16 protein-coding genes and 1 pseudogene are annotated in these 21165 nt (G+C 58.7%); 14 read left to right on the top strand and 3 right to left on the bottom strand.

Going from position 1 to position 21165, the window contains the following annotated elements; all coding sequences use genetic code 11:
* The 9 genes and pseudogenes from ACFSW5_RS04950 to ACFSW5_RS04910 form a co-directional block, all read left to right on the top strand.
* A pseudogene (locus ACFSW5_RS04950) lies at positions 1–419 on the top strand (biotin-dependent carboxyltransferase family protein); the annotation flags it as partial.
* 142 nt (positions 420–561) lie between these two features.
* Positions 562–1341, top strand: coding sequence for a 5-oxoprolinase subunit PxpA (locus ACFSW5_RS04945; RefSeq protein ID WP_379270297.1), 780 nt, complete (start codon positions 562–564; stop codon positions 1339–1341).
* Between the two features lie 573 nt (positions 1342–1914).
* Positions 1915–2904 carry a LacI family DNA-binding transcriptional regulator gene (locus ACFSW5_RS04940; RefSeq protein WP_379270296.1) on the top strand — a complete coding sequence of 330 codons (990 nt, stop codon included), beginning with the start codon at positions 1915–1917 and terminating at the stop codon, positions 2902–2904.
* A complete protein-coding gene (gene rbsK, locus ACFSW5_RS04935; RefSeq protein WP_379270295.1) occupies positions 2897–3775 on the top strand; it encodes a ribokinase in 879 nt (292 codons plus the stop codon). The genes ACFSW5_RS04940 and rbsK overlap by 8 nt, the downstream gene beginning before the upstream one ends.
* Position 3776: 1 nt before the next feature.
* Positions 3777–4172, top strand: coding sequence for a D-ribose pyranase (rbsD, locus tag ACFSW5_RS04930; RefSeq protein ID WP_379270294.1), 396 nt, complete (start codon positions 3777–3779; stop codon positions 4170–4172).
* A gap of 165 nt (positions 4173–4337) precedes the next feature.
* Positions 4338–5837 carry a sugar ABC transporter ATP-binding protein gene (locus tag ACFSW5_RS04925; RefSeq protein ID WP_379270293.1) on the top strand — a complete coding sequence of 500 codons (1500 nt, stop codon included), beginning with the start codon at positions 4338–4340 and terminating at the stop codon, positions 5835–5837.
* A complete protein-coding gene (rbsC, locus tag ACFSW5_RS04920) occupies positions 5821–6789 on the top strand; it encodes a ribose ABC transporter permease RbsC (RefSeq protein WP_379270292.1) in 969 nt (322 codons plus the stop codon). Before ACFSW5_RS04925 ends, rbsC begins: the two co-directional genes overlap by 17 nt.
* A gap of 14 nt (positions 6790–6803) precedes the next feature.
* Positions 6804–7724 (top strand): ribose ABC transporter substrate-binding protein RbsB, encoded by a 921-nt coding sequence (rbsB, locus tag ACFSW5_RS04915; RefSeq protein ID WP_379270291.1) that lies wholly within the window; start codon positions 6804–6806, stop codon positions 7722–7724.
* 198 nt (positions 7725–7922) lie between these two features.
* Positions 7923–8327, top strand: a complete 405-nt coding sequence (locus tag ACFSW5_RS04910; protein ID WP_379270290.1) for a gamma-glutamylcyclotransferase family protein — start codon at positions 7923–7925, stop codon at positions 8325–8327.
* Positions 8328–8362: 35 nt separating this feature from the next.
* Here ACFSW5_RS04910 and ACFSW5_RS04905 read toward each other — a convergent pair whose 3' ends face one another.
* Complete coding sequence (locus ACFSW5_RS04905; protein WP_379270289.1) at positions 8363–8677, bottom strand: hypothetical protein; 315 nt, start codon at positions 8675–8677, stop codon at positions 8363–8365.
* 100 nt (positions 8678–8777) lie between these two features.
* Here ACFSW5_RS04905 and ACFSW5_RS04900 point away from each other — a divergent pair, with 100 nt between their 5' ends.
* The 4 genes from ACFSW5_RS04900 to zapA all read left to right on the top strand — a co-directional run bounded on the left by ACFSW5_RS04900 (position 8778) and on the right by zapA (position 17496).
* Positions 8778–10199 (top strand): copper resistance D family protein, encoded by a 1422-nt coding sequence (locus ACFSW5_RS04900; RefSeq protein ID WP_379270288.1) that lies wholly within the window; start codon positions 8778–8780, stop codon positions 10197–10199.
* A gap of 478 nt (positions 10200–10677) precedes the next feature.
* Complete coding sequence (gene pheS, locus ACFSW5_RS04895) at positions 10678–11709, top strand: phenylalanine--tRNA ligase subunit alpha (protein ID WP_379270287.1); 1032 nt, start codon at positions 10678–10680, stop codon at positions 11707–11709.
* 22 nt (positions 11710–11731) lie between these two features.
* Positions 11732–14176: a phenylalanine--tRNA ligase subunit beta gene (gene pheT / locus ACFSW5_RS04890; protein ID WP_379270286.1), complete on the top strand. Its 2445-nt coding sequence runs from the start codon at positions 11732–11734 to the stop codon at positions 14174–14176.
* Positions 14177–14277: 101 nt separating this feature from the next.
* A complete protein-coding gene (gene zapA / locus ACFSW5_RS04885) occupies positions 14278–17496 on the top strand; it encodes a cell division protein ZapA (RefSeq protein WP_379270285.1) in 3219 nt (1072 codons plus the stop codon).
* An 87-nt stretch (positions 17497–17583) separates the two neighbouring features.
* Here the strand turns inward: zapA and ACFSW5_RS04880 are convergent, their stop codons facing one another.
* Together ACFSW5_RS04880 and ACFSW5_RS04875 are read right to left on the bottom strand one after the other, a co-directional pair.
* Entirely contained in the window at positions 17584–18021 is a 438-nt protein-coding gene (locus tag ACFSW5_RS04880) for a cytochrome C oxidase subunit II (RefSeq protein ID WP_379270284.1), read from the bottom strand.
* A 181-nt stretch (positions 18022–18202) separates the two neighbouring features.
* Positions 18203–18574, bottom strand: a complete 372-nt coding sequence (locus ACFSW5_RS04875; protein WP_379270283.1) for a phage holin family protein — start codon at positions 18572–18574, stop codon at positions 18203–18205.
* A gap of 196 nt (positions 18575–18770) precedes the next feature.
* Between ACFSW5_RS04875 and ACFSW5_RS04870 the strand changes: the two genes are divergently transcribed.
* A complete protein-coding gene (locus ACFSW5_RS04870; RefSeq protein ID WP_379270282.1) occupies positions 18771–21131 on the top strand; it encodes an endonuclease MutS2 in 2361 nt (786 codons plus the stop codon).
* Positions 21132–21165: the final 34 nt, after the last annotated feature.

Below are 21165 nucleotides of genomic sequence, written 5' to 3'. Positions count from 1 at the left end.
GGGACGGCATCGAGCTGCGCGCGATGCCGGAGGAGACGCGGCTAAGCGAAGCGGCCGCGCTGTTTCGGGAGCGGTACGAAGTCGCTCCCGCCTCCGATCGGATGGGGGTCCGCCTTGCGGGACCCCCGATTGCAAGCGGCCCCGGCGCGGAGCTGCTGTCGCACGGGGTTGCCCCCGGCGCCGTCCAGCTGCCGGCCGGCGGCTCCCCGATCGTGCTGGCCGCCGATTGCCAGACGACCGGCGGCTATCCCGTCATCGCGCATGTCGCTTCCGTCGACATGCCGCTGCTCGCCCAGGCGAAGCCGGGCGAAGCGATCCGCTTCAAGCCGGTCACGCTTGAAGAAGCGCAGCGGCTGGACCGCGAACGGCAGAATGGCCTTCGCGCGTTGGAGGCGGCGATCCGCTGCCGCCGTCCTTAGCGGCCGCCTGCCGATTGGACGGAATAACGGCCAGGCCGCGTTACTGCGCTTAAGGAGTCCAAGCCGGCGCACGAGCATAGTTTTGCCGGCTTTGGAGACAACACTCGGATGAGGAAGTGAGACGATGGAGGGGGAGATGGAGTTGACAGCCAACCGAAAAGAAACCGTAGACTTAAATTGCGATTACGGAGAAGGCTTCGGGGCATACCGCTTCGGCGGCGAGGAAGAGCTTCTGTCGCTGGTCACCAGCGTAAATATCGCCTGCGGCTTTCACGCCGGCGACCCGCATACGATGAGAGAAAGCGTAGAGAGGGCGTTGGCGGCGGGAGTTGCGACCGGCGCTCACCCGGGGCTGCCGGACCGGCTTGGCTTCGGCAGAAGAGAGATGGCGGTATCCCCCGGCGAAGTATACGATTTCGTGCTCTACCAGGTCGGCGCGCTGCAGGCGTTTGCGAACGCCGCCGGGAGCAAGCTGCGGCATGTCAAGCCGCACGGCGCTTTATATCATATGGCGAACCGCGACGGGGAGATCGCCGAAGCGATCGTCAAAGCCGCGGCTGCGATCGACAAAGAGCTTATCCTTTACGCCCAATCCGGAAGCTTGCTGCTGGAAACGGCCGAGCGTCTCGGCATGAACGCCGCTTCGGAAGTGTTCGCAGACCGCACTTACGAGCCGGGCGGCGGCTTAACGCCGCGCTCCCGCCGGGGCGCTTCGCTTGCGGAGCCGGAAGCCGCCGCAAGACAAGCCGTTTCGATGGTTGTGCATGGCCGCGCTTTTACGCCGGAAGGCGGAAGCGTACCGGTCCGTGCCGATACGATCTGTTTGCACGGCGACGGTCCTCATGCCGCCGCTATGGCGGCCGCGGTACGCAGCGCGCTTGCCGCAAACGGCGTTCGGATCGCTCCGCTGCATAAGAAGTAAGCGCGGGCACGGGGTACGACAAAGCCGGTTTCTCGGCCATGATGGTTAAATGAGCGACGGTTCCGGGCGGTTGGGATACGGACGATAAGGAGAAGATGACACGCACGACGTCAATGCCCTTTCAGGCTGCTTGTCGTCTCTGTCCCGCCAGTTCAGTTAAGTTTGCCTGAAAATCAGCTCCTCTGCACGGTAACGCTAGCATCCCGATTATTCCTTGCCACGCGGCATCGGACCAGGCGTAGGGTTAAGGAAGGATGCCGGAACTGAGCAAAGGGGATACAAACAAAAAGGCGGGGGAAGCGCCCCTATCATATACAATCGGCCGCGGTACCCGTCATGAACGGCAGCAGAAGCATAGTGTTAGCCCACGGGCACTATGTCCGCGTTGCGGCGATGGTTGAGCTTGAAGTGTACGAAGGCAACGAGGATGGAACGTCTGGGCCGCAACGCCCGTTTGTGCATGTTTGTTAGGGCGGCTTGGTAAAACATGGACATAAAATCGCGGTTGCCAAAAGCGAAACGATGTGTTAACTTAAGTGTGTAACCGGTTCCATATTGAGGAGAGAAGACGAAATGGCAACCATTAGAGATGTGGCCAAGCATGCCGGCGTTTCGGTAGCGACGGTTTCGCGAATGATCAATGATGCGGGTTATGTGCACGAAGATACCCGCAAGAAAATTGAAACCGCTATCAGAGAACTGCGCTACACGCCGAATGAGGTCGCCAGATCGCTGTATAAACGAAAATCCAAGCTAACCGGCCTGCTGCTCCCGGATATTACGAACCCTTTCTTTCCCGAGCTGGCCCGCGGGGTGGAGGATGAGATGCAGGCGAACCGTTTTCGGATTATTTTCGGCAACAGCGATGAGAACAGCAAAAAAGAAAAAGAATATATCCAAACGTTTGTGCAAAACAACGTCGTCGGCGTCATTGCTTCGACCAACCATCCCGATTCCGACACGTACCGGAAGCTGGAAATTCCGGTCGTGTTTCTCGACCGGACGGCGGATAACCGCCCGTCGGTTTATTCGGACGGACGGGAGGGAGGGAGAATGGCCGCGCAGGAGATCGTGGCGCGGGGCAGCCGCCGGATCACGGTCATGCAAGGACCCGGGCATATCCGTCCGGCACAGGACCGTTACCAAGGCGCAGTCGAAGCGTTAAGCGGCAGCGGAATTTCGTTTAACGTTATTCAGACATCGTCGTTTTCCTTCACGGAGGCGGGAACCTGGGCGAGGGAGCTGTTCGAGAAGCATCCCGATACCGACGGGGTTATCGCCAGCAACGATATCGTTGCGACGGCCGTCCTGCATGAAGCGCTCCGGCTCGGCAAGAAGGTTCCGGAAGACGTGCAGATTATCGGATTCGACGACGTTCCCCTAAGCAGCCTGCTGACGCCGTCGCTGACGACGATCCGGCAGCCCGCGTACGATATGGGCAAAGCGGCGGCCCGGTTATTGATTCAATTGATCGAGAATAAAGATATGACACAGAAAACGATCCAAATGCCCGTTACGTTCATCGAGCGGGATACGACCAGAAAGGTGGAGCACTATGGTTAAAATCGTTGTGATCGGAAGCGCGTCGATCGACCTTGTCGTGACGGCGTCCAAACGTCCGGGAGCCGGCGAAACGGTTCTCGGAGAAAGCTTCAAAGCCGTTCCCGGCGGCAAAGGCGCCAATCAGGCGGTTGCCGCGTCGCGCCTCGGAGCCGAGGTTACGATGGTCGGACGCGTAGGGGACGACCTTTACGGCGAGCAGATTTTGAACAATTTTAAAAGCAACGGTGTTTCTATCGATTATGTGGAACCGGTTACACATATGGAAAGCGGAACGGCGCACATCGTATTGGCCGAGGGCGACAACAGCATCGTTTTCGTTCAGGCGGCCAATAACGAAGTAACGCCCGGCTATATCGATCGGTCCATCAAGGCTTTTGAGGGAGCGGATATGGCAATCATTCAGCAGGAAATCCCGGAGCAATCCGTGGTTCATGCGAGCAGAGTGTGCAAGAAGCTTGGCATTCCTTTGCTGCTCAATCCCGCACCGGCCCGCCCGCTCGCCGAGGAGGTTATCGAGAACGCCGCTTATATAACGCCGAACGAACACGAGGCGAAAGTATTATTTCCGGACATCGGCGTTTCGGAGGCTCTTCGCAAGTATCCGAACAAGCTGTTTGTCACCGAGGGAAGCAGAGGCGTCCGGTACTTTGACGGCGAACAAGAGGTGCTCGTTCCTTCCTACAAGGTAGATGTTGTCGATACGACAGGAGCGGGGGATACGTTTAACGCCGCGTTTGCCGTGGCGCTTGCCGAAGGAAAACCGATTGCCGACAGCGTCCGTTTCGCCAATCGCGCCGCTTCCTTGTCCGTGACGAAATTCGGGGCGCAGGGCGGCATGCCGAAGCGCCGGGAAGTGGAGGCGCAGATGTAAGATGAAGAAACAAGGCATTCTGAACAGCCATATTTCGAAGGTGCTGGCCGATCTGGGACATACCGATACGATCGTGATCGCGGATGTCGGGCTCCCGATACCGGAAGGCGTCCGGAAAATCGATCTGGCGCTAACGCTCGGCTCGCCGAGCTTTGAAGAGACGGTGAATGCGATCGCATCCGACATGGAGATCGAGAAAGTGGTCGTTGCGGAAGAAATGGCGGCGGACAATCCGAAAGCGCTTCATTATATCGAGCGTAAATTCGGCGGCAGCGGCGTCGAGCGATGTCCTCACGAAGAGTTCAAGCGGCTCGCCCGCAAGGCGAAAGCCGTCATCCGGACAGGCGAAGCGAAACCGTACGCTAACGTTATTTTACAAGCAGGCGTCTATTTTTGATTGTCACAAAATTTAAGCGAACGCTTTCGAAGCAGGCTTTTTGTTCCATAGCCATTAAGTGGCCATTATTCACAAAAACCTAAGCGTATGCTTTCGAAGCAGGCTTTTTGCTCCTCGCCCTGTGTTAGGGCGACTATTCACAAAAACCTTTAGGAGGATGCCGCGATGCAAATTCAAATGAAGGGAATCCGCAAAGCCTTCGGCAGCAACCAGGTATTGTCCGGCGTCGACTTTGAATTGCGGGATGGCGAGGTTCACGCCCTCATGGGGGAGAACGGCGCCGGCAAGTCCACGTTAATGAATATTCTTACCGGCCTGCATGCAAGGGACGAGGGAACCATTCTCATTGACGGCAGGGAGACGTATTTTTCGAATCCGAAAGAAGCGGAGCTCCAAGGCATCGCTTTTATCCATCAAGAGCTCAATATATGGCCGGATATGACGGTGCTGGAAAACTTGTTTATCGGCCGGGAGATGTCGTCCCCTTGGGGGCTTCTGAGAATGAAGGAAATGAAGGCGCTTGCGAAGGAACAGTTCCAAAAGCTGGCCGTCGACATACCGCTTCATATCGAAGCCGGCAAATGCTCGGTCGGCCAGCAGCAGATGATCGAAATCGCCAAAGCGCTGCTGACGGATACGAAGGTGATTATTATGGACGAGCCGACGTCGGCATTGACGGAAAGGGAAATCCAAAAGCTGTTTGACGTCATCGCGTCTTTGAAAAAAGAAGGCGTGTCCATCGTTTATATTTCGCACCGGATGGAAGAAATATTCGCCATTTGCGACCGGATTACCGTCATGCGGGACGGCCGGACCGTGGATACGAAGGACATCCCGAACACCAGCTTTGACGAAGTCGTGCGGAAAATGGTCGGCAGAGAGCTGACCGAGCGCTTTCCGGCGAGAAAGCCGAACCCCGGCGAGATCGTGCTTGAGGTGAAGCATGCCTCGCGGAAGGGATGGTTCGAGGATGTAAGCTTCCAGGTCCGCGCAGGCGAGATCGTCGGCTTCTCCGGGCTTATGGGCTCCGGGCGCACGGAGATGATGAGAGCCTTGTTCGGTCTGGACCGGCTGGACAGCGGCGAGATTCGCGTCTTCGGCCAAAAAGTCTCGATCCGCAAGCCGGTTGACGCGGTAAAACTTGGAATCGGTTTCATCACGGAAGACCGCAAGGACGAAGGGCTGATTCTCGATTTTTCCGTCCGCGACAACATGGTGCTTCCCAGCCTGAGCAGCTTTACTTCGAAAGGCTTGATCTCCTCCGAGCGGGAAAAGACCTTTGTGGACGCGCTCATCAAGCGGCTGCAGATCAAAACCCACTCCGCGGAAACGGCGGCGGGAAATTTGTCCGGCGGCAATCAGCAGAAGGTCGTCATCGCCAAGTGGGTAGGCATTCATCCGAAGCTTCTCATTTTGGACGAGCCGACCCGGGGCGTGGACGTCGGCGCCAAACGCGAAATTTACCAGCTGATGAACGAGCTGACGGGCCATGGCGTCGCCATTATCATGGTCTCCTCCGAGCTGCCGGAAGTGCTTGGCATGAGCGATCGCATCGTTGTCGTACACGAAGGCCGGATTACGGGACAATTAAGCAAGGAAGAAGCGACACAGGAAAAAATAATGACGCTTGCGACAGGGGGAAACGAACATGACGACAAGAAATGAAGCGATCGGAGCGCAAAGCTTTCGGTTATCGCAAATTACGCAAAAATTGGGACCGCTGCTCGGCCTCATTATTCTGATCATAATCGTATCGGCGCTTAATCCGAGCTTTTTGGAACCGCTTAATATTTTGAATTTGCTCCGGCAAGTATCGATTAACGCCTTGATTGCGTTTGGCATGACCTTTGTCATTTTGACCGGCGGCATCGACTTGTCCGTCGGCTCCATATTGGCGCTGTCCAGCGCTTTCGTGGCCAATATGATGGTTTCCGGATTTGACCCGGTTATCGCGATCCTGATCGGCTGTTTGCTTGGCGGGATCATGGGCATGGTTAACGGTCTAATGATTACAAAAGGGAAAATGGCGCCGTTTATCGCGACATTGGCAACGATGACGGTCTTCAGAGGATTGACGCTCGTTTACACCGACGGCAATCCGATCACCGGACTGGGGGACAGCCTGGCGTTCCAGCTGTTCGGCCGGGGTTATCTGTTCGGCATTCCGGTGCCTGCCGTGACGATGATCGTTACCTTTGCCGTTCTTTGGGTCATTTTGCACAAAACATCGTTCGGACGAAAAACGTACGCGATCGGCGGCAACGAAAAAGCAACGATCGTGTCCGGCATCAAAGTGCCGCGCGTCAAAATTATGATTTACTCTCTGGCTGGCATGCTGTCGGCATTGGCCGGCGCCATTCTGACATCCCGCCTGAACTCGGCGCAGCCGACCGCGGGCACTTCGTACGAGCTTGACGCCATCGCGGCGGTCGTTCTCGGCGGTACAAGCCTATCCGGCGGCCGCGGCCGCATCGTGGGCACGCTGATCGGCGCGCTCATTATCGGCACGCTGAACAACGGACTCAACTTGCTCGGCGTATCTTCCTTCTATCAGATGGTTGTCAAAGGCGTCGTCATCTTTATCGCCGTACTCATTGACCGGAAGAAATCCGCATAAGGGAGAGAAAAACGATGAAAAAGCTTTCGTTCTTATTGGCAGCAGCGCTCTTGCTTCTTATAACCGCGGGATGTTCCCTGGAACCGCCCGGCTGGGCGAAGCCGAATGCGGGCGGGGATTTGAAGAACATTAAAATCGGGCTTTCCGTCTCCACTTTGAACAACCCGTTTTTCGTTTCGTTGAAAGACGGCGTCGTTGCGGAAGCGAACAAGCACGGCATGGAAACGATCGTCGTCGACGCGCAGAACGATTCCGCCAAGCAAAGCAACGACGTGGACGATCTGATTCAAAAGGGCGTCAACGTCCTGCTTATCAATCCGGCCGATTCGGCCGCGATCTCGACGGTCGTCGAGTCGGCGAACAGCCTGGGCATTCCGGTCATCACGCTCGACCGCTCCTCGGATAAAGGGGATGTCGAAGCGCTTGTCGCTTCGGACAACGTGAAAGGAGGCCAAATGGCCGCGGAATATATCGTACAGCTTCTTGGCAAAGGCGCGAAGGTGGTTGAGCTTGAAGGCGTTGCGGGCGCATCGGCTACCCGCGAACGCGGCAAAGGCTTCCATGAAATCGCGGACAAGGATTTGAACGTCGTGGCCAAGCAAGCCGCGGATTTCGACCGGACGAAGGGGCTCAACGTGATGGAAAACCTGCTGCAGGCGAACCCCGACGTGCAAGCCGTTTTTGCCCATAACGACGAAATGGCGCTTGGCGCCATCGAAGCGATTCGCAGCTCCGGCAAAGACATCCCGGTCATCGGCTTCGACGGCAACGAAGACGCGCTGAAATCGATCGCGGCCGGCAAGCTGACCGCAACCGTGGCGCAGCAGCCCGAGCTGATCGGCCAAATGGCGGTGCAAGCCGCTTACGAGGTGCTGCAGGGCAAGACCGTGGACAAATCGATCCCGGCGCCGCTGAAGCTGGTGACGAAGGAATAAATCTATTCGGTTCAACGACAGAGCCTTGCGTTCAAGGCTCTGTCGTTGTTTTAACCGGTGCAAAGAAGAGCGTTAGCAGGAATGGGAAAAAGACTTGCCTAATATGTTGTAACAATGGACGTGCCGCCTTATGTGACGGTGGCGCGCGAATCGATGGGAAACGACTTCCGGATATCCGACCGAAGAGGAGGGCTAACGATGACCGGCAACGGGATTAAAGTATTTGTCTACGGCACGTTGCTGCCTGGACAGCCGAACCGCCATATTATTAAGGATCATATAAAGGAAGCCGAGATCGGCGCCATTGCCGGAAGACTGGTCGATTGCGGGCATTATCCGGCCGTGGTCCGCGACGGCTCCAAGACGCTCGTGAAGGGGCAGTGGGTAACGGTCGACCGGCTCGGTCTTGCGGCGATGGATGAGCTCGAGGAGTATTACGGCATGGAGGAGAATAACGATTACTGCCGCGTATGGGTGAGGGACGCCGTCCGGACGCATATCGGCGGATGGGTGTACATATGGGAGGACGACCGCGGTTGTCCGACGATCGGATCCGGTTATTGGCCGGAATATAACAAGGACAAAAAAGAAAAGCAGTCCTGACCGAGCTTGCGGCAGCCCGGCCGGATGCTTTCCGTTTAAGAGGAAGAAGCCGTCGCGGCTTCGCCGCTCTCCTTTTCATAAGCGATTAAGGTGATCGGCTTGCCGTGTTTGGCGGACAGCTTCTGTTCAAGGGCTTGGATGGAATCGATCAAGTCGGGATCTTCTCCAAGCTCGGCGAATTTGTACGGGTGTTCGGGCATGGAACGTAAAGCCCCTCCTTTCTGATTGTAGTTATGCGCCGGAGCGTTCCGGCCTATACGCCCGCTCGCGCGGCGTCTTCCCGTTAAGGGGGACGCCGATTTGCCGTTGCGCAAGGGCGTTTCGTTCGGCGTGCTCTCTCGTTTGTCCAATTCGCGGCAAGCGGCCGCCTGCCGTTTTGGTTTGTTCTTTTTTTCCATCTCTAGTACACTGGTAGCTGGAATGGACATTCGACGGGAAGTGAGCTTATTTATGCTTTTTATCGACGGAGCAACGGCGCGCCGCCGTGCTGCGGCAGCATGGACGATCGTCGTTGCCGTTATGTTGTATTGGCTGAGCGCCGGATTGCCGGCCGCGGCGTTTGCCGCCGCGGCGGATTCGGGAGGGCAGGCAAGCTTGATGGCCGCTGCGGGCGGCGGGCCGGACGCCGCGGACTACGATCCGCATAAGCAGGCGGGCCATGCGCACGGCGGAACGGATCAAGCCGGGGGGCTTACGGCCTGGCAGCTGTTTTTTTACGCGGTCCGCGCAGCGTATTATGCCGCGATGCTGTTTGCCGCGGGCATTATGCTCTGGTTTTCCGGCGTCAAGCCGGGCAACGCCGTTCAGCGCGGTTTAATGGACAAGTGGGGGCTTCTCGGGGCAAGGGTACTGCTGCTGGCCGTTCTGCTGCATATCTTTGTGCAGGCCGATCGGCTGATGGCCGGTCAGCAGGGAGGCGCCGAGGAATGGCTCCGCCTGTTTACGGAAACGAACGTCGGCAAGTCGTGGCTTGCTTTGCTCGCGTTGTCGCTGCTTGGTTTCGCCGCGCTTAAGCTTTCCGATCCGGTCAAAGCCGTATGGGCGCTGCTGCTGGCCGCGGCCGAAAGCTGGAACGGCCATCCGCTTGCCTCTCCGTATGCGTCGGCCTCGGTGCTGCTCGACTTCGTGCATTTGGTTGCCGCAGCCGTATGGGCGGGAGGCCTGCTCCTGCTTGTTTTGTTCTGGCGGGCGGAGAGGAAGGAAGCCGGCCGTTTCGCCGAAAGCTTCTCGCAAGCGGCGGCGATCGCATTGGCGGCGCTGATCGTAACCGGCCTCGGGACGGCCGCGACGCTGCTGCCGGGCTGGTCGTCCCTGTTCTTTACACACTGGGGCCGTCTCCTGACCGCCAAGTCGGCGCTGGTCGTGCTCGTATTGGTCACGGGGGCGCTGCTTCGGCGGCGCGTGCGCCGGCGCATGCTGCCGGAACGGCGGCTTCTTGCGATCGATTTCGCGCTGATGGCGGCCATCGTCGCAATCGCCGGCTTGTTTACGTACATGACGCCCGTTCCGGCAGGGGAACCGCTCGCTTATCACAAGATGGGCGAAACCCGGCATCTGACCTTGAACATAACGCCTAACGCGGTCGGAAACAACGCCATTACGGTCAAAATATGGCTGCCCGAGCAATCGGGAGAACCCGAGCGGGTCGAGCTGCTGCTTCGTTCCGCCGGCGGGCCGGATAAGATCCCGGTCGAGGTGCCGCTTGCCCTTTACGAGGATACGTCTTACGAAGCGTTTGAGGGCTTCGTCCGCTATTCGTATCGGGCGGAACGCTTTTATCTCGCCCATCCCGGCGACTATATCGCGGAGCTGGCCGTTACGGACGGTTATGGGGAACGGACGGTCGAGCAAATTCCGTTCCGGAATTATTGATTGGAAGCGAAGGCGCTTGGCCTTGCAGTTCCCGTGCGGAGCCGCAAGGCGCCTTTTCCCGTCCAGACGCCGCATTAGCGGCTTGCAACGGCGCGGCCAAGCGCATATAATAGACAATAATGTTTATATGCAAGCAGGATCAAAAGCAATAAAGCGAAGATGGAGACAAGTACGCAGAGCTTTCGCACAGGGAGAGACCGCCGTCGATTGAGAGCGGACTCGCGGATTACAGGCTGCCGAAATTCACTCCGGAGCAGACGCCTGAAAGCGTGCGCTGAGCAGCGCCAGTAGGGATAGTCCGGTTCCCGCCGTTAACGGGATATAAGGGATTGCGGCGCATCGCTGTTTCATGCGCTGCGGCGTGCCGAAACGCCGCGCAATCCGAATAAGGGTGGTACCACGGTCTTTTCGTCCCTTGCGGGAGAAAAGGCCTTTTTTGCGTTTTGCAAACCATGAACTTTAGCGGAGGCGATTGACGATGAAGGAACGTTTGGAAGCTTTGCGCGCAAGCGCGCTGCAGGAGCTGGAAAACGTGCAAACCCCGCAGCAGCTTGCGGATTTGCGGGTTAAATATTTGGGCAAAAAAGGCGCGCTCACGGAAATTTTGCGCGGCATGGGGGCTTTGAGCGCGGAGGAGCGCCCGGTTATCGGGCAAATCGCGAACGATGTCCGCGCCGCGATCGAAAGCGTCATCGACGCGAAGCAGGAAGCGTATCAACAGGAGGAAACGAACAAGCGGCTGCGCGAGGAGACGGTTGACGTGACGCTGCCCGGCACGCGGCAAGCCGCGGGCGCCGTTCATCCGCTGAACAAGATCGCCCAGGAGCTGGAGGACATTTTTGTCGGGATGGGCTATTCGGTGGCCGAAGGCCCGGAAGTGGAAACCGATTATTACAATTTCGAGGCGCTTAACCTGCCGAAAAACCACCCGGCCCGCGACATGCAGGACTCGTTTTACCTGACGGAGGACCTGCTGATGCGGACCCATACGTCGCCGGTTCAAGTCCGTACGATGAATCATATGAACGGCAAGCCGGTCAAAGTCATTTGCCCGGGCAAAGTATACCGCCGCGACGACGACGACGCGACCCACTCGTTCCAGTTCATGCAGGTCGAAGGGCTCGTTATCGGAGAAAACATCCGCATGAGCGACTTGAAGGGCACGCTGCTCCAATTCGCGAAGCAGATGTTCGGCGAGCAGACGGAAATCCGGCTCCGTCCAAGCTTCTTCCCGTTCACGGAGCCAAGCGCCGAAGTGGACGTGACGTGCGTGAAATGCAGCGGCCATGGCTGCCGCATGTGCAAGCATACGGGATGGCTGGAAATTCTTGGATGCGGCATGGTTCATCCGCGCGTGCTGGAGATGGGCGGATACGATCCGAATAAAGTGAGCGGCTTTGCGTTCGGCATGGGAATCGACCGGATCGCGCTGCTGAAATACGGCATCGACGACATCCGTCATCTGTACACGAACGATATCCGGTTCTTAAGCCAATTCGCGAGAATGTAACGGGAAGGGAGCGCAATACGAGATGAAAGTATCCTATCAATGGTTAAACGAATATATCGATCTGTCGGGTTATTCGGCGGCGGATCTGGCCGAGAAAATTACGCGCGGCGGCATCGAGGTCGACGGCGTGGAGCCGCTCGATAAAGGAGTAACCGGCGTCGTGGTCGGTTATGTCAAATCCCGCGAGAAGCATCCGGATGCCGACAAGCTGAACGTCTGCAAGGTGGACGTCGGCACGGGCGAGGAGCTGCAAATCGTCTGCGGCGCAAGAAACGTCGACGCCGGGCAGAAGGTTCCGGTCGCGACGGTCGGCGCCAAGCTGCCGGGCGACCTGAAGATCAAGCGCGCCAAGCTGCGCGGCGTCGAATCGCAAGGGATGATCTGTTCGGCGAAGGAGCTTGGCATCAACGACAAGCTGCTGCCGAAGGAGCAGCAGGAAGGCATCCTCGTGCTGCCGGATTCGCTGCCGCTCGGAACGCCGATCGGCGAAGTGCTTGGCCTCGCCGACGAGGTGCTGGAGCTGGACCTGACGCCTAATCGTTCGGACTGCCTCAGCATGCTGGGGGTCGCTTACGAGGTAGGCGCCTTGACCGGCCGCCCGGTTCGGCTTCCGAACGCGGAAGTCAACCATTCCGCGGACCGCACGGCGGATCATGTGGCGGTCAAGGTTCGCGTGCCCGATCTGGTCCCGCAATATCATGCCCGCTACATCAAAAACGTCAAAATCGGTCCTTCGCCGCTTTGGCTGCAAAACCGTCTGATCGCCGTCGGCATTCGCCCGATCAACAACGTGGTCGACGTCACGAATTTCGTCATGCACGAATACGGCCAGCCGCTGCACGCATTTGACGCCGACCGTATCGAGGGCGGCCGCATCGAGGTTCGCCTTGCGGAAGCGGGCGAAACGCTGGAGACGCTTGACGGCCAGGAGCGCAAGCTGGAGCCGCATATGCTCGTCATTACGGACGCGAGCAAGCCGATCGCCTTGGCGGGCGTCATGGGCGGCGCCAACTCCGAAGTAACGGACGGCACGGTCAACGTCGTGCTCGAGTCGGCCAAATTCGACGGGGGCACCGTACGGAAGACGTCCCGCCAGCTTGGCCTTCGTTCGGAAGCGAGCATCCGCTTCGAGAAGGAAGTCGATCCGGGACGCGTCATTCCGGCGCTTGACCGCGCTGCGGCTTTAATCGCGGAGCTGGCGGACGGACTCGTGACGGAAGGGATCGCCAGCGACGCCCAGGACGCGCCGGCGGCCAAACGGCTGAACGTGACGCTGGACAAAATTAACCGCTACCTCGGGACCGACCTGTCGGAGCTTGAGGTTCATACGATTTTCGAGCGGTTGGGCTTCGGCTGCGCCGGCGCTCCCGACGGTGAATTTACGGTAGAGGTTCCGAGCCGCCGCGGCGACATCGCCCTTGACGTCGATTTGATCGAAGAAGTGGCCCGTTTGTACGGCTACGACAATATTCCGACGACGGCGATCCACGGCGACACGGTGCCGGGCGCTCTGACGAAGCCGCAGGCGATACGCCGCGAGCTGCGCAAGCGCTTGACTGGCGCGGGTCTTCACGAGGTCGTCAGCTATTCGTTTACGTCGCCGGATAAGGCGGCGCTGTTCCCGGCGCTTGCCGAACAGGGCGCGAAGCCGGTGAAGCTGGCCATGCCGATGAGCGAGGACCGCAGCGTGCTGCGGACGACGCTCATTGCGCAGATGATCGACATCGCGGCCTACAACCGGAACCGGAAGAACGAGTCGGCGCTTCTGTTCGAGATCGGCAGCGTGTTCCATACGGAAGAGGAGCAGCTGACGCGCCAGCCGCGCGAGAAGCATCGCCTCGCCGGACTTCTTACGGGCAGCCGGGCGGAAGCGCAGTGGAACCGGAAGGCTTCGCCTGTCGATTTCTTCGACGCGAAGGGCGTGTTGGAAACGGTATTCGAAACCGTAGGGCTGGAAGGCAAAGTTTCTTATTCGGCGCAGCAGCCGGACGGCTTCCATCCGGGCCGCACCGCGGCCGTGACGCTGGAATCGGCGCAGGGCAGCCTCATCATCGGTTATGTCGGCCAGCTGCATCCGGAGCTGCAGCGCGGCGCCGATCTCGGCGACACTTATGTTTTTGAAATCGAGCTTGATCCGGTGTATGCGGAGGCGGATTTCGACATCGCGCATAAAGAGCTGCCGCGCTTCCCGGCGATGCAGCGCGATATCGCGGTGGTGCTCGGGGCGGACGTCCCGGCGGCAAGCCTTATTCTTAAAGCCCGGGAAACGGCCGGCGAGCTGCTTGAGTCGGTGAAGGTGTTCGACGTCTTTACGGGCGAGAAGCTTGGCGCAGGCAAAAAGAGCGTGGCGATTTCGCTTGTATACCGCCATAACGAGCGCACGCTGACGGACGAGGAAGTAACGGAGCTTCACGGCAAAGTCGTCGCTTCATTAGAACAATCTTTTGCAGCGGAATTGCGTAAATAGGCAGGAAACCTCCAAAGTCGCATCGAATAGTTCCCTAGTGAGCGTCGATGCGGCTTTTTGCACCTTAGAAAAGCGACTAGACAAGAGGAGGATAGCCCCCAATGGATGCTGATCAAGTTGTTGTAACTGTTGACATATACGGCGGACAATACAAGCTAAAGGGCCACAATAACCCGGATTATATGAAGCGGGTAGCCGGCACGGTGGACGATAGCATGCAGAAGCTGGCCAAAAGCTATCCGAGGCTCGACATGCCGAAGCTGGCCGTCCTCGCCGCCGTCCAGTTGGCCGAAGAGACGTTCCGGCTCCGCCGCGAGAACGACTCGCTGCACGAGGAAGAGGCTCGCCGGATCGCTTTGGCGCAGGAGCTGGAGAAGGAAAAGGAAAACGCCATCCTGCTGCAAAATGCGCTGGATCAGCTGCGGGAGCAGTCGCGTCTTGAGCTGGAGCGGCTCGCGGAAGAAGCCGACGCGGCTATGCGGGAAGCGCTGGCTGCGGCTGACGCGAAGCTTGCGGGGGAATTGGCCGCTGCGGCGGAGAAGCTGGCGGCCGAACGGGCTGCGGCGGCGGAGGCGATGTCCGCCGAGCAGGCGGCGTTTGCGGAGCTGCTAGCCCAGGCCGAACAGGATTACGCATCCAAGCTGGAGGAACAGCGCCGGGCTTGGGAGGAGAAATGGGAAAGCCGCGAGCGCTCCTGGATGGAGCTGGCGGAAGCGGCCGAACAGGAACGGCAACGGCTGGCGGAAGAGCGGGAGCAGGCATGGCAGACGGAGAAGCAGCTTGTCGAGCAGCGGATGCTTGCGGAGTTCGACAGCCGGCGAAACGAATGGCTGGAGGAGAAGCGCAAGCTGGAAGTCAAGCTGGCTCAGCTCGAATCGGCTTGGGAACAGGAGAAGCAGGCGCTGGAAGGGCGAATCGCGCTTGCGGACGAGCAGCTGCTGGCCGCGATGGAGCAAGAAGAGGCGCTCCGTTCCGCGGCGGCCCGGCTGGAGCAGGAAAGCTTCGAGCGGAACAGGCTGCTGGAGGACGTGCGGGCCGAGCTCGACGAGGCGCTGCGGATCGGTTCCGAGGCCAGGCAGGAGCTTGCGCGGCTTAAGCAGGAATATGCGGCCGAACGGGAGAAGCTTGAAGCCGGGATGAAGGCGGCTGCCGAAGAAGCCGAGGAAAAGCTGCTGGAGCTGGAGCTGGAGAAGGACGAGCTCAAGCGCAGCCTTGACGATTGGCGCCGGCGGTCGGAAGAGATGAGCGAGGCGCACGAAGAGGAGCTTGCCGCGCTGCGTTCGGAGCAGGAGAAGCTTCTGGCGGATCTCGTAGCCGACCATAGCTCCCATGCCGCGATGCTGGCGGACGAATACAACAACAAGCTGCTTGCCGCGCAGGGCGAGCATGCCGATCGGCTGGAGCGGCAAAAACGCGAGCATGCGGAGCAGCTTGAGCAGCTGAAGAGCGAGCAAACGGACCTGCTTGAGCGGCTGAAACGCGAGCATGCGGAACAACTCGAGCTGATGAAGCGGGAGAACGGCGAACTGCTGGAACAGTTGAAGAGCGGCCAAGCGGAGCAGCTTGAGGCGCTGCGGCTGGAGCATATGGAGGAGCTTGAGCGGCTGCAGCTGGAGCATATGGAACAGCTTGAACAGGCCAAGCAGCTTGCCGATCAGCGGGACGCAGAGCTGAAGCGGCTTGCGGAAACCCATGCCGCCGAACTGGAACGGCTTCGGGATGCCCATGCGGCCGAACTGGAGCGGGTCGCGGCAGCGCATGAGGAAGAACGGGCGCAGCTTACGGCCGTTCACGAAGCGGAAGCCGCGGCGCTTGCGCAAGAACGGGAACAGCTGCTGGACATGCACCGCAAGGAGCTTGAGCAGCGCGAGCTGCTGTTCGAGCGTCAGCGTGCCGAGCAAGCGTCGGAGCAGAAAGCCGCTTACGAGGAGCAATTGCTCGGTCTGATGCAAGAGCATGAAACCGAGCAGCGCAAATGGCTGGAAAGAAGCAAGCTGCAGCAGCAAAAATTCGAAGAGCAGCTTGCGAAGCAGCAGGCGGACCGCCAAGCTGCGGTTGCCGCGCTTGCCGCGGGGCACGAGGCGGCGATGTCCGAGCTGAAGGAGCAATTTGCGTCGCGCGAAGCGGAACTGAAAGCGGCATGGGACAACGAACGGGAGAAGCAAATCAAGCAGATGGAAGAGCTGCTGCGCGAAGCCGGGCAAAAGCACGAGGAGGAGCTGCTCGGTCTCATGCAGGAGCATGAGGAAGCGATCGAACGGCTTCGATTACATAGCGAAGCGGAGCTTGCGCGCCGCGACGAGAAGCTGGCGCTTCAAGAAGAGCAATTCGCGGCCAAGCTGGATCTGCTTATGCGGCAGCATCAGGAGCATACCGCGGAATTGGCTCAAGCCCATGCGGAACGCGAGGCAGAGCTTGAGCGGGAGTTCCGGCGCGAGAAAGACATGCTGGAGCAGCGGCATCAGGAGCAGCTCGAGGCGCTTGTGCGGGAACACGCGGAACGGCAAGCTTCGCTCGCCGAGAAGTTTGCAGCCGACAAGGCCAAGCTTGAAGCGAGCTACAACGAGCGCGAAAGCAAGCTGACGGCTGAGCATAACGAGCGCTGCAGCAGGCTGGAACGGCAATGCGGCGATCTGGAGCGGCGCGCCGAGGAATTGCGTCAGTCGCATAAGGATGAGCTTGACCGGATGAAGCAAGAATACGAAGAGCTGCAGCAGATGCTGTTCGAGGAGCAGGAGGAGCATCAGAACAAGCTGAAGCGGGAGCACGCGGCCGTTCAAGCGAAGCTGGAAGAGGAAGTGGCGCGGCTGCGCAGCGACATTGCGGCATCGGAAGCGCTTGGCCAGGAGTATGCCCGTCAGCTGGAGGCGTTCAAAGAGCGGGAAAGCGTGCTGACCGAGCAGCTGGAATATACCGCCGCACGCGAGCGGATCGCATCGCAGCAGATCGAAGCGGCCGCGGCGAGAGAGCGCGATTTAAGCGAACGGCTGCAGATCGCTTTGCAGCAAGCGGAGCGGCTTGAAGCGGAGCGCGGGCAGCTGGAAGAGCACTATGTTCGCCAGCGGGAGGAAGCGGAGAAGCGGCTGAGCGAACAGCTGGAGCTGGCTCTTCGCGAAGCGGCGGCGGCCGCCCAGCATACGGAACGGCTTGATGCGCAAGGCGAACGGCTTCTAAGCGAAAAACGGGAAGCGGAGAAAGAGCTGGAGAGGCTGCGCGAGGAACACGGACGCCTCGTTGGGATTCACCGGAAGCTTGAGCAGGAATATGCCAAGCTGCAAACGGAGTTTAACGAGTGGATCGAGCTAATCGAGCAAAGCTAATGAATCTTATCCATAAGGTATAAACAACAGCAGCCGTTCATACGGCTGCTGTTGTTGTTGGTATAAAATTGCGGACTGCCATTGCTGCTATTCCACAATAATCTTGGACACCATTTTCGAATGGCCGGTGCCGCACGGAACGTTGCAATACAATTCGTATTCGCCTGCTTCCGCGAGGTTGACCGTCGTCGAAGCGCCATTCTCTACGGTATAGTCCGTATTTCGGATGGCAAGGCCGTGAATGCCTTCCGTCGATTCGAGCGACAACGTAATATCCGTTCCTTTCGGAATGCGGTATTCCGCCTGATCGAATTCCCAGTTCTTCGCTTTGACGGCCACTGCCGTCGTCGTTGCGCCTCCGCCTTCTTCCGCGCCGGCGCCGGCACCCGCGCCGTTGTCCGTCGTGCCGTTTGCGGCACCGCCGTTGTTCGCGTCGTTTCCGGCTCCCTGGTTGTTATTGCCGCCGCAAGCCGCAAGGGCAAAAACAAGAAGGAAAACGGCTCCGAACCATATCCATTTTTTCATTCCATTGCCTCCTTCCTTATCGTTTCGGGCTTTTAAAGCCGCTTGCTTCCTTATTTTAACCAATGATTCGGGTTTATAACGAAGCGAATTGTCACAAATTGCCGAAACTTGGGTGAAACGGCAGCGGCGCTCATTCCTTGTCTCCCGACAAGGGCGGCACGCGCTGCCGCTACTTGATTGATTAGCTGCGGTTGCCGTTGCCGTTGTTGCGGCCCGCTTCGAACGGCGAGCTGACCGGAATGAACAGGTCGATAATCCCGATGACCAGCGCAGCGAGAATCGCGCCAAGCCAGGAGACGGTTACGCCCCCTACGATAAATTGGGCGATCCAGATTACGACGGCGCTGACGATAAACCCGACGATACCCCGGCCGAAAGGCGTAACCCTTTTGCCGAATATCGCTTCGACGATCCAGCCAATCACGGCGATAACAATCGCGAGCATCAAAGCGCTCCAGAATCCGCCGACATCGAATTGGGGGACGATGAAGCCGACAATCATCAGCACAATTGCGGATACGATAAAGCGTACAACATGGCCCAGAAACTTCATATTGTAACCTCCCTGTTTAATTAGAAACGGATTGATGGTACTCCTGCAGCATTCGCTCCTGACGGCGGCAACTGCTGCCGATTCGATGTTATTGTCTCCACCTTATTAGAAAATCATGTGTCCCAAACTACCGCCCATGGCGTGCAACGAATGCGCCGTTCGGCTATAATAGTAGGGCGAGAGGAGTGTTCGAGCCTTGGATGGCAAAATTTTAGCAACGCTTGAATTTCGAAAAATTGTATATAAATTGGAAAATGCCGCCGCGACGTCGTTAGGAAAGGCGGAAGCGGAAAAGCTTGCGCCCAGCTCCGACCTGGAAACGGTGAAGCTGATGCTTCAGACGACGGACGAAGCCTATACGGCGGACCGGTTGAAGGGCAGCGCTCCGTTCGGAGGGGTTGCCGACATCGGACCGGCTTTGCAGCGGGCCCGCATCGGCGGCACGCTTAATCCGGCGGAGCTGCTCGATGTCGCGCTTACGTCCAGAGCATCCCGGCGGGTGAAGCGTCATATCGCGGGCATTCACGAAGACGAGCCGATTCCGCTGCTGAACGGCGTGGCCGAGCTGATCGAGGAGCATAAGCCGCTTGAGGACGACATTTTCGCATGCATCGACGAGCAAGCGGAAGTGATGGACAACGCTAGCGCCGCGCTTGCTTCGATCCGCCGCGAGCTCCGGAGCGGGGAATCGCGGATCCGCGAGAAACTGGAGCAAATGATCCGTTCGTCTTCCGTGCAGAAGATGCTTCAGGACGCGATCATTACCCTTCGCGGAGACCGTTACGTGATTCCCGTCAAGCAGGAATACCGCGCGAATTTCGGCGGAATCGTGCACGATCAATCCGGCTCGGGGGCAACGCTTTTTATCGAGCCGGAAGCGGTCGTCGCGATGAACAACAAGCTGAGGGAGCTAAAAGCGGCAGAGCAGCGGGAAATCGAAAAAATATTGCAGATGCTGACCGCCAAAGTGGCGGAAGCGGCGGAATCGCTGCGGCATAATCTCGACCAGCTTGCCCGGCTTGATTTCGCTTATGCGAAAGCGGCAGTGGCCCGCGAGATGAAAGCGTCGAGGCCGATCATGAACGACCGGGGCTTCCTGAAGCTGAAGAAAGGGCGGCATCCGCTTATCGCGCCCGATAAGGTCGTGCCGATCGACGTCTCGCTGGGGAACGATTACACGGCGATCATTGTGACCGGACCCAATACGGGCGGCAAAACCGTATCGCTGAAGACGATCGGTCTACTCAGCCTCATGGCGATGTCCGGCCTGTTCGTTCCGGCCGAAGAAGGCAGCCAGCTATGCGTATTCGACGCGATTTATGCCGATATCGGAGACGAGCAAAGCATCGAACAAAGCTTAAGTACGTTCTCCAGCCATTTGACCAATATTATTCGCATTCTGGATTCGATGACCGCCAAAAGCCTGGTGCTGCTCGACGAGCTTGGCGCCGGAACGGACCCGGCGGAAGGCTCCGCCCTTGCGATCGCCATTCTGGAGCATATTCACCGGAAAGGCTGCCGCATCGTCGCCACAACCCATTACAGCGAGCTGAAGGCCTATGCGTACGAGCGCAAAGGAATTATTAACGCCAGCATGGAATTCGATATTGCGACCCTGAGTCCGACTTATCGCCTCCTCGTCGGGGTACCGGGACGAAGCAACGCGTTTGCGATCGCGGAGCGGCTGGGCTTGTCGCGGGATATTATCGACCATGCAAGAGGAGAAGTGAGCGAAGAGGATCAGCGCGTCGAAAGCATGATCGCTTCGCTGGAGGAAGACCGCATCGGAGCCGAGTCCGAAAGACAAGCCGCCGAATCGCTCCGCAGAGAGCTGGAGCTCGAGCGGGCTCGGCATGAAGCGGAGCTTCGCAAATTCGAGGAGCAGCGCGACAAGCTGCTCCGTAAAGCGCAGGAGGAAGCGCGCGAAGCCGTTGCGAAGGCGAAGCGGGAAGCCGAGCAAATTATCGCCGATCTGCGCAAGCTGGCGCTGGAGGAAGGCGCTGCCGTCAAGGAGCACAAGCTGATTGAAGCAAGGCGAAGGTTGGAGGAGGCGGCGCCGGAGCTGGCGAAGGCCAAAAAGAAACAGCCGTCCAAAAAAGACAAAATTTCGCCCGGGGACGAGGTGGCGGTGCACAGCCTGAACCAAAAAGGCTTTGTCGTCGAACTGTCCGGCAGCAAAGAAGCGGTCGTTCAGCTTGGCATCATGAAGATGAAGGTGGCGCTCGACGATCTGGAGCTGATCAAGCCGGCGGCCTCCGTCAAGCCGCAGCAGCCGAAGCAGGCGGCCAGCCTGAAGCGGACGCGCGACGATCAGGTTCGGATGGAGCTCGACTTGAGGGGAGCAAACCTCGAGGAGGCGCTAATCGAAGTGGACCGCTTCCTGGACGAATCGTTCCTAGCCGGGATGGGCCAAGTTTATATTATTCACGGCAAAGGCACCGGCGTGCTCAGAAACGGCATTCAGGAATATTTGCGCAGACACAGCCACGTGAAGAGCTACAGGCTCGGAGCGTACGGCGAAGGCGGGGCGGGCGTTACGGTGGCGGAGCTGAAATAGCTCCCGCCCTCCATTCCGATAAAGACGGGAGGTT

Origin of the sequence: Paenibacillus thailandensis (assembly GCF_042685365.1) — a bacterium.
Taxonomy (GTDB): Bacteria; Bacillota; Bacilli; order Paenibacillales; family Paenibacillaceae; genus Paenibacillus_AP; species Paenibacillus_AP thailandensis.
The sequence above is the reverse complement of the archived record's forward strand: the minus strand, read 5'-3'. Positions and strand labels throughout refer to the sequence as shown.

Bases quoted from the DNA above. Each gene is read 5' to 3' on its own strand.
- rbsC (WP_379270292.1), top strand. From the start codon at position 5,821: ATGACGACAAGAAATGAAGCGATCGGAGCGCAAAGCTTTCGGTTATCG.
- zapA (WP_379270285.1), top strand. From the start codon at position 14,278: ATGGATGCTGATCAAGTTGTTGTAACTGTTGACATATACGGCGGACAA.
- ACFSW5_RS04910 (WP_379270290.1), top strand. From the start codon at position 7,923: ATGACCGGCAACGGGATTAAAGTATTTGTCTACGGCACGTTGCTGCCT.
- ACFSW5_RS04940 (WP_379270296.1), top strand. From the start codon at position 1,915: ATGGCAACCATTAGAGATGTGGCCAAGCATGCCGGCGTTTCGGTAGCG.
- ACFSW5_RS04875 (WP_379270283.1), bottom strand. From the start codon at position 18,574: ATGAAGTTTCTGGGCCATGTTGTACGCTTTATCGTATCCGCAATTGTG.
- ACFSW5_RS04925 (WP_379270293.1), top strand. From the start codon at position 4,338: ATGCAAATTCAAATGAAGGGAATCCGCAAAGCCTTCGGCAGCAACCAG.
- pheT (WP_379270286.1), top strand. From the start codon at position 11,732: ATGAAAGTATCCTATCAATGGTTAAACGAATATATCGATCTGTCGGGT.
- pheS (WP_379270287.1), top strand. From the start codon at position 10,678: ATGAAGGAACGTTTGGAAGCTTTGCGCGCAAGCGCGCTGCAGGAGCTG.
- rbsB (WP_379270291.1), top strand. From the start codon at position 6,804: ATGAAAAAGCTTTCGTTCTTATTGGCAGCAGCGCTCTTGCTTCTTATA.
- rbsD (WP_379270294.1), top strand. From the start codon at position 3,777: ATGAAGAAACAAGGCATTCTGAACAGCCATATTTCGAAGGTGCTGGCC.
- ACFSW5_RS04880 (WP_379270284.1), bottom strand. From the start codon at position 18,021: ATGAAAAAATGGATATGGTTCGGAGCCGTTTTCCTTCTTGTTTTTGCC.
- rbsK (WP_379270295.1), top strand. From the start codon at position 2,897: ATGGTTAAAATCGTTGTGATCGGAAGCGCGTCGATCGACCTTGTCGTG.
- ACFSW5_RS04900 (WP_379270288.1), top strand. From the start codon at position 8,778: ATGCTTTTTATCGACGGAGCAACGGCGCGCCGCCGTGCTGCGGCAGCA.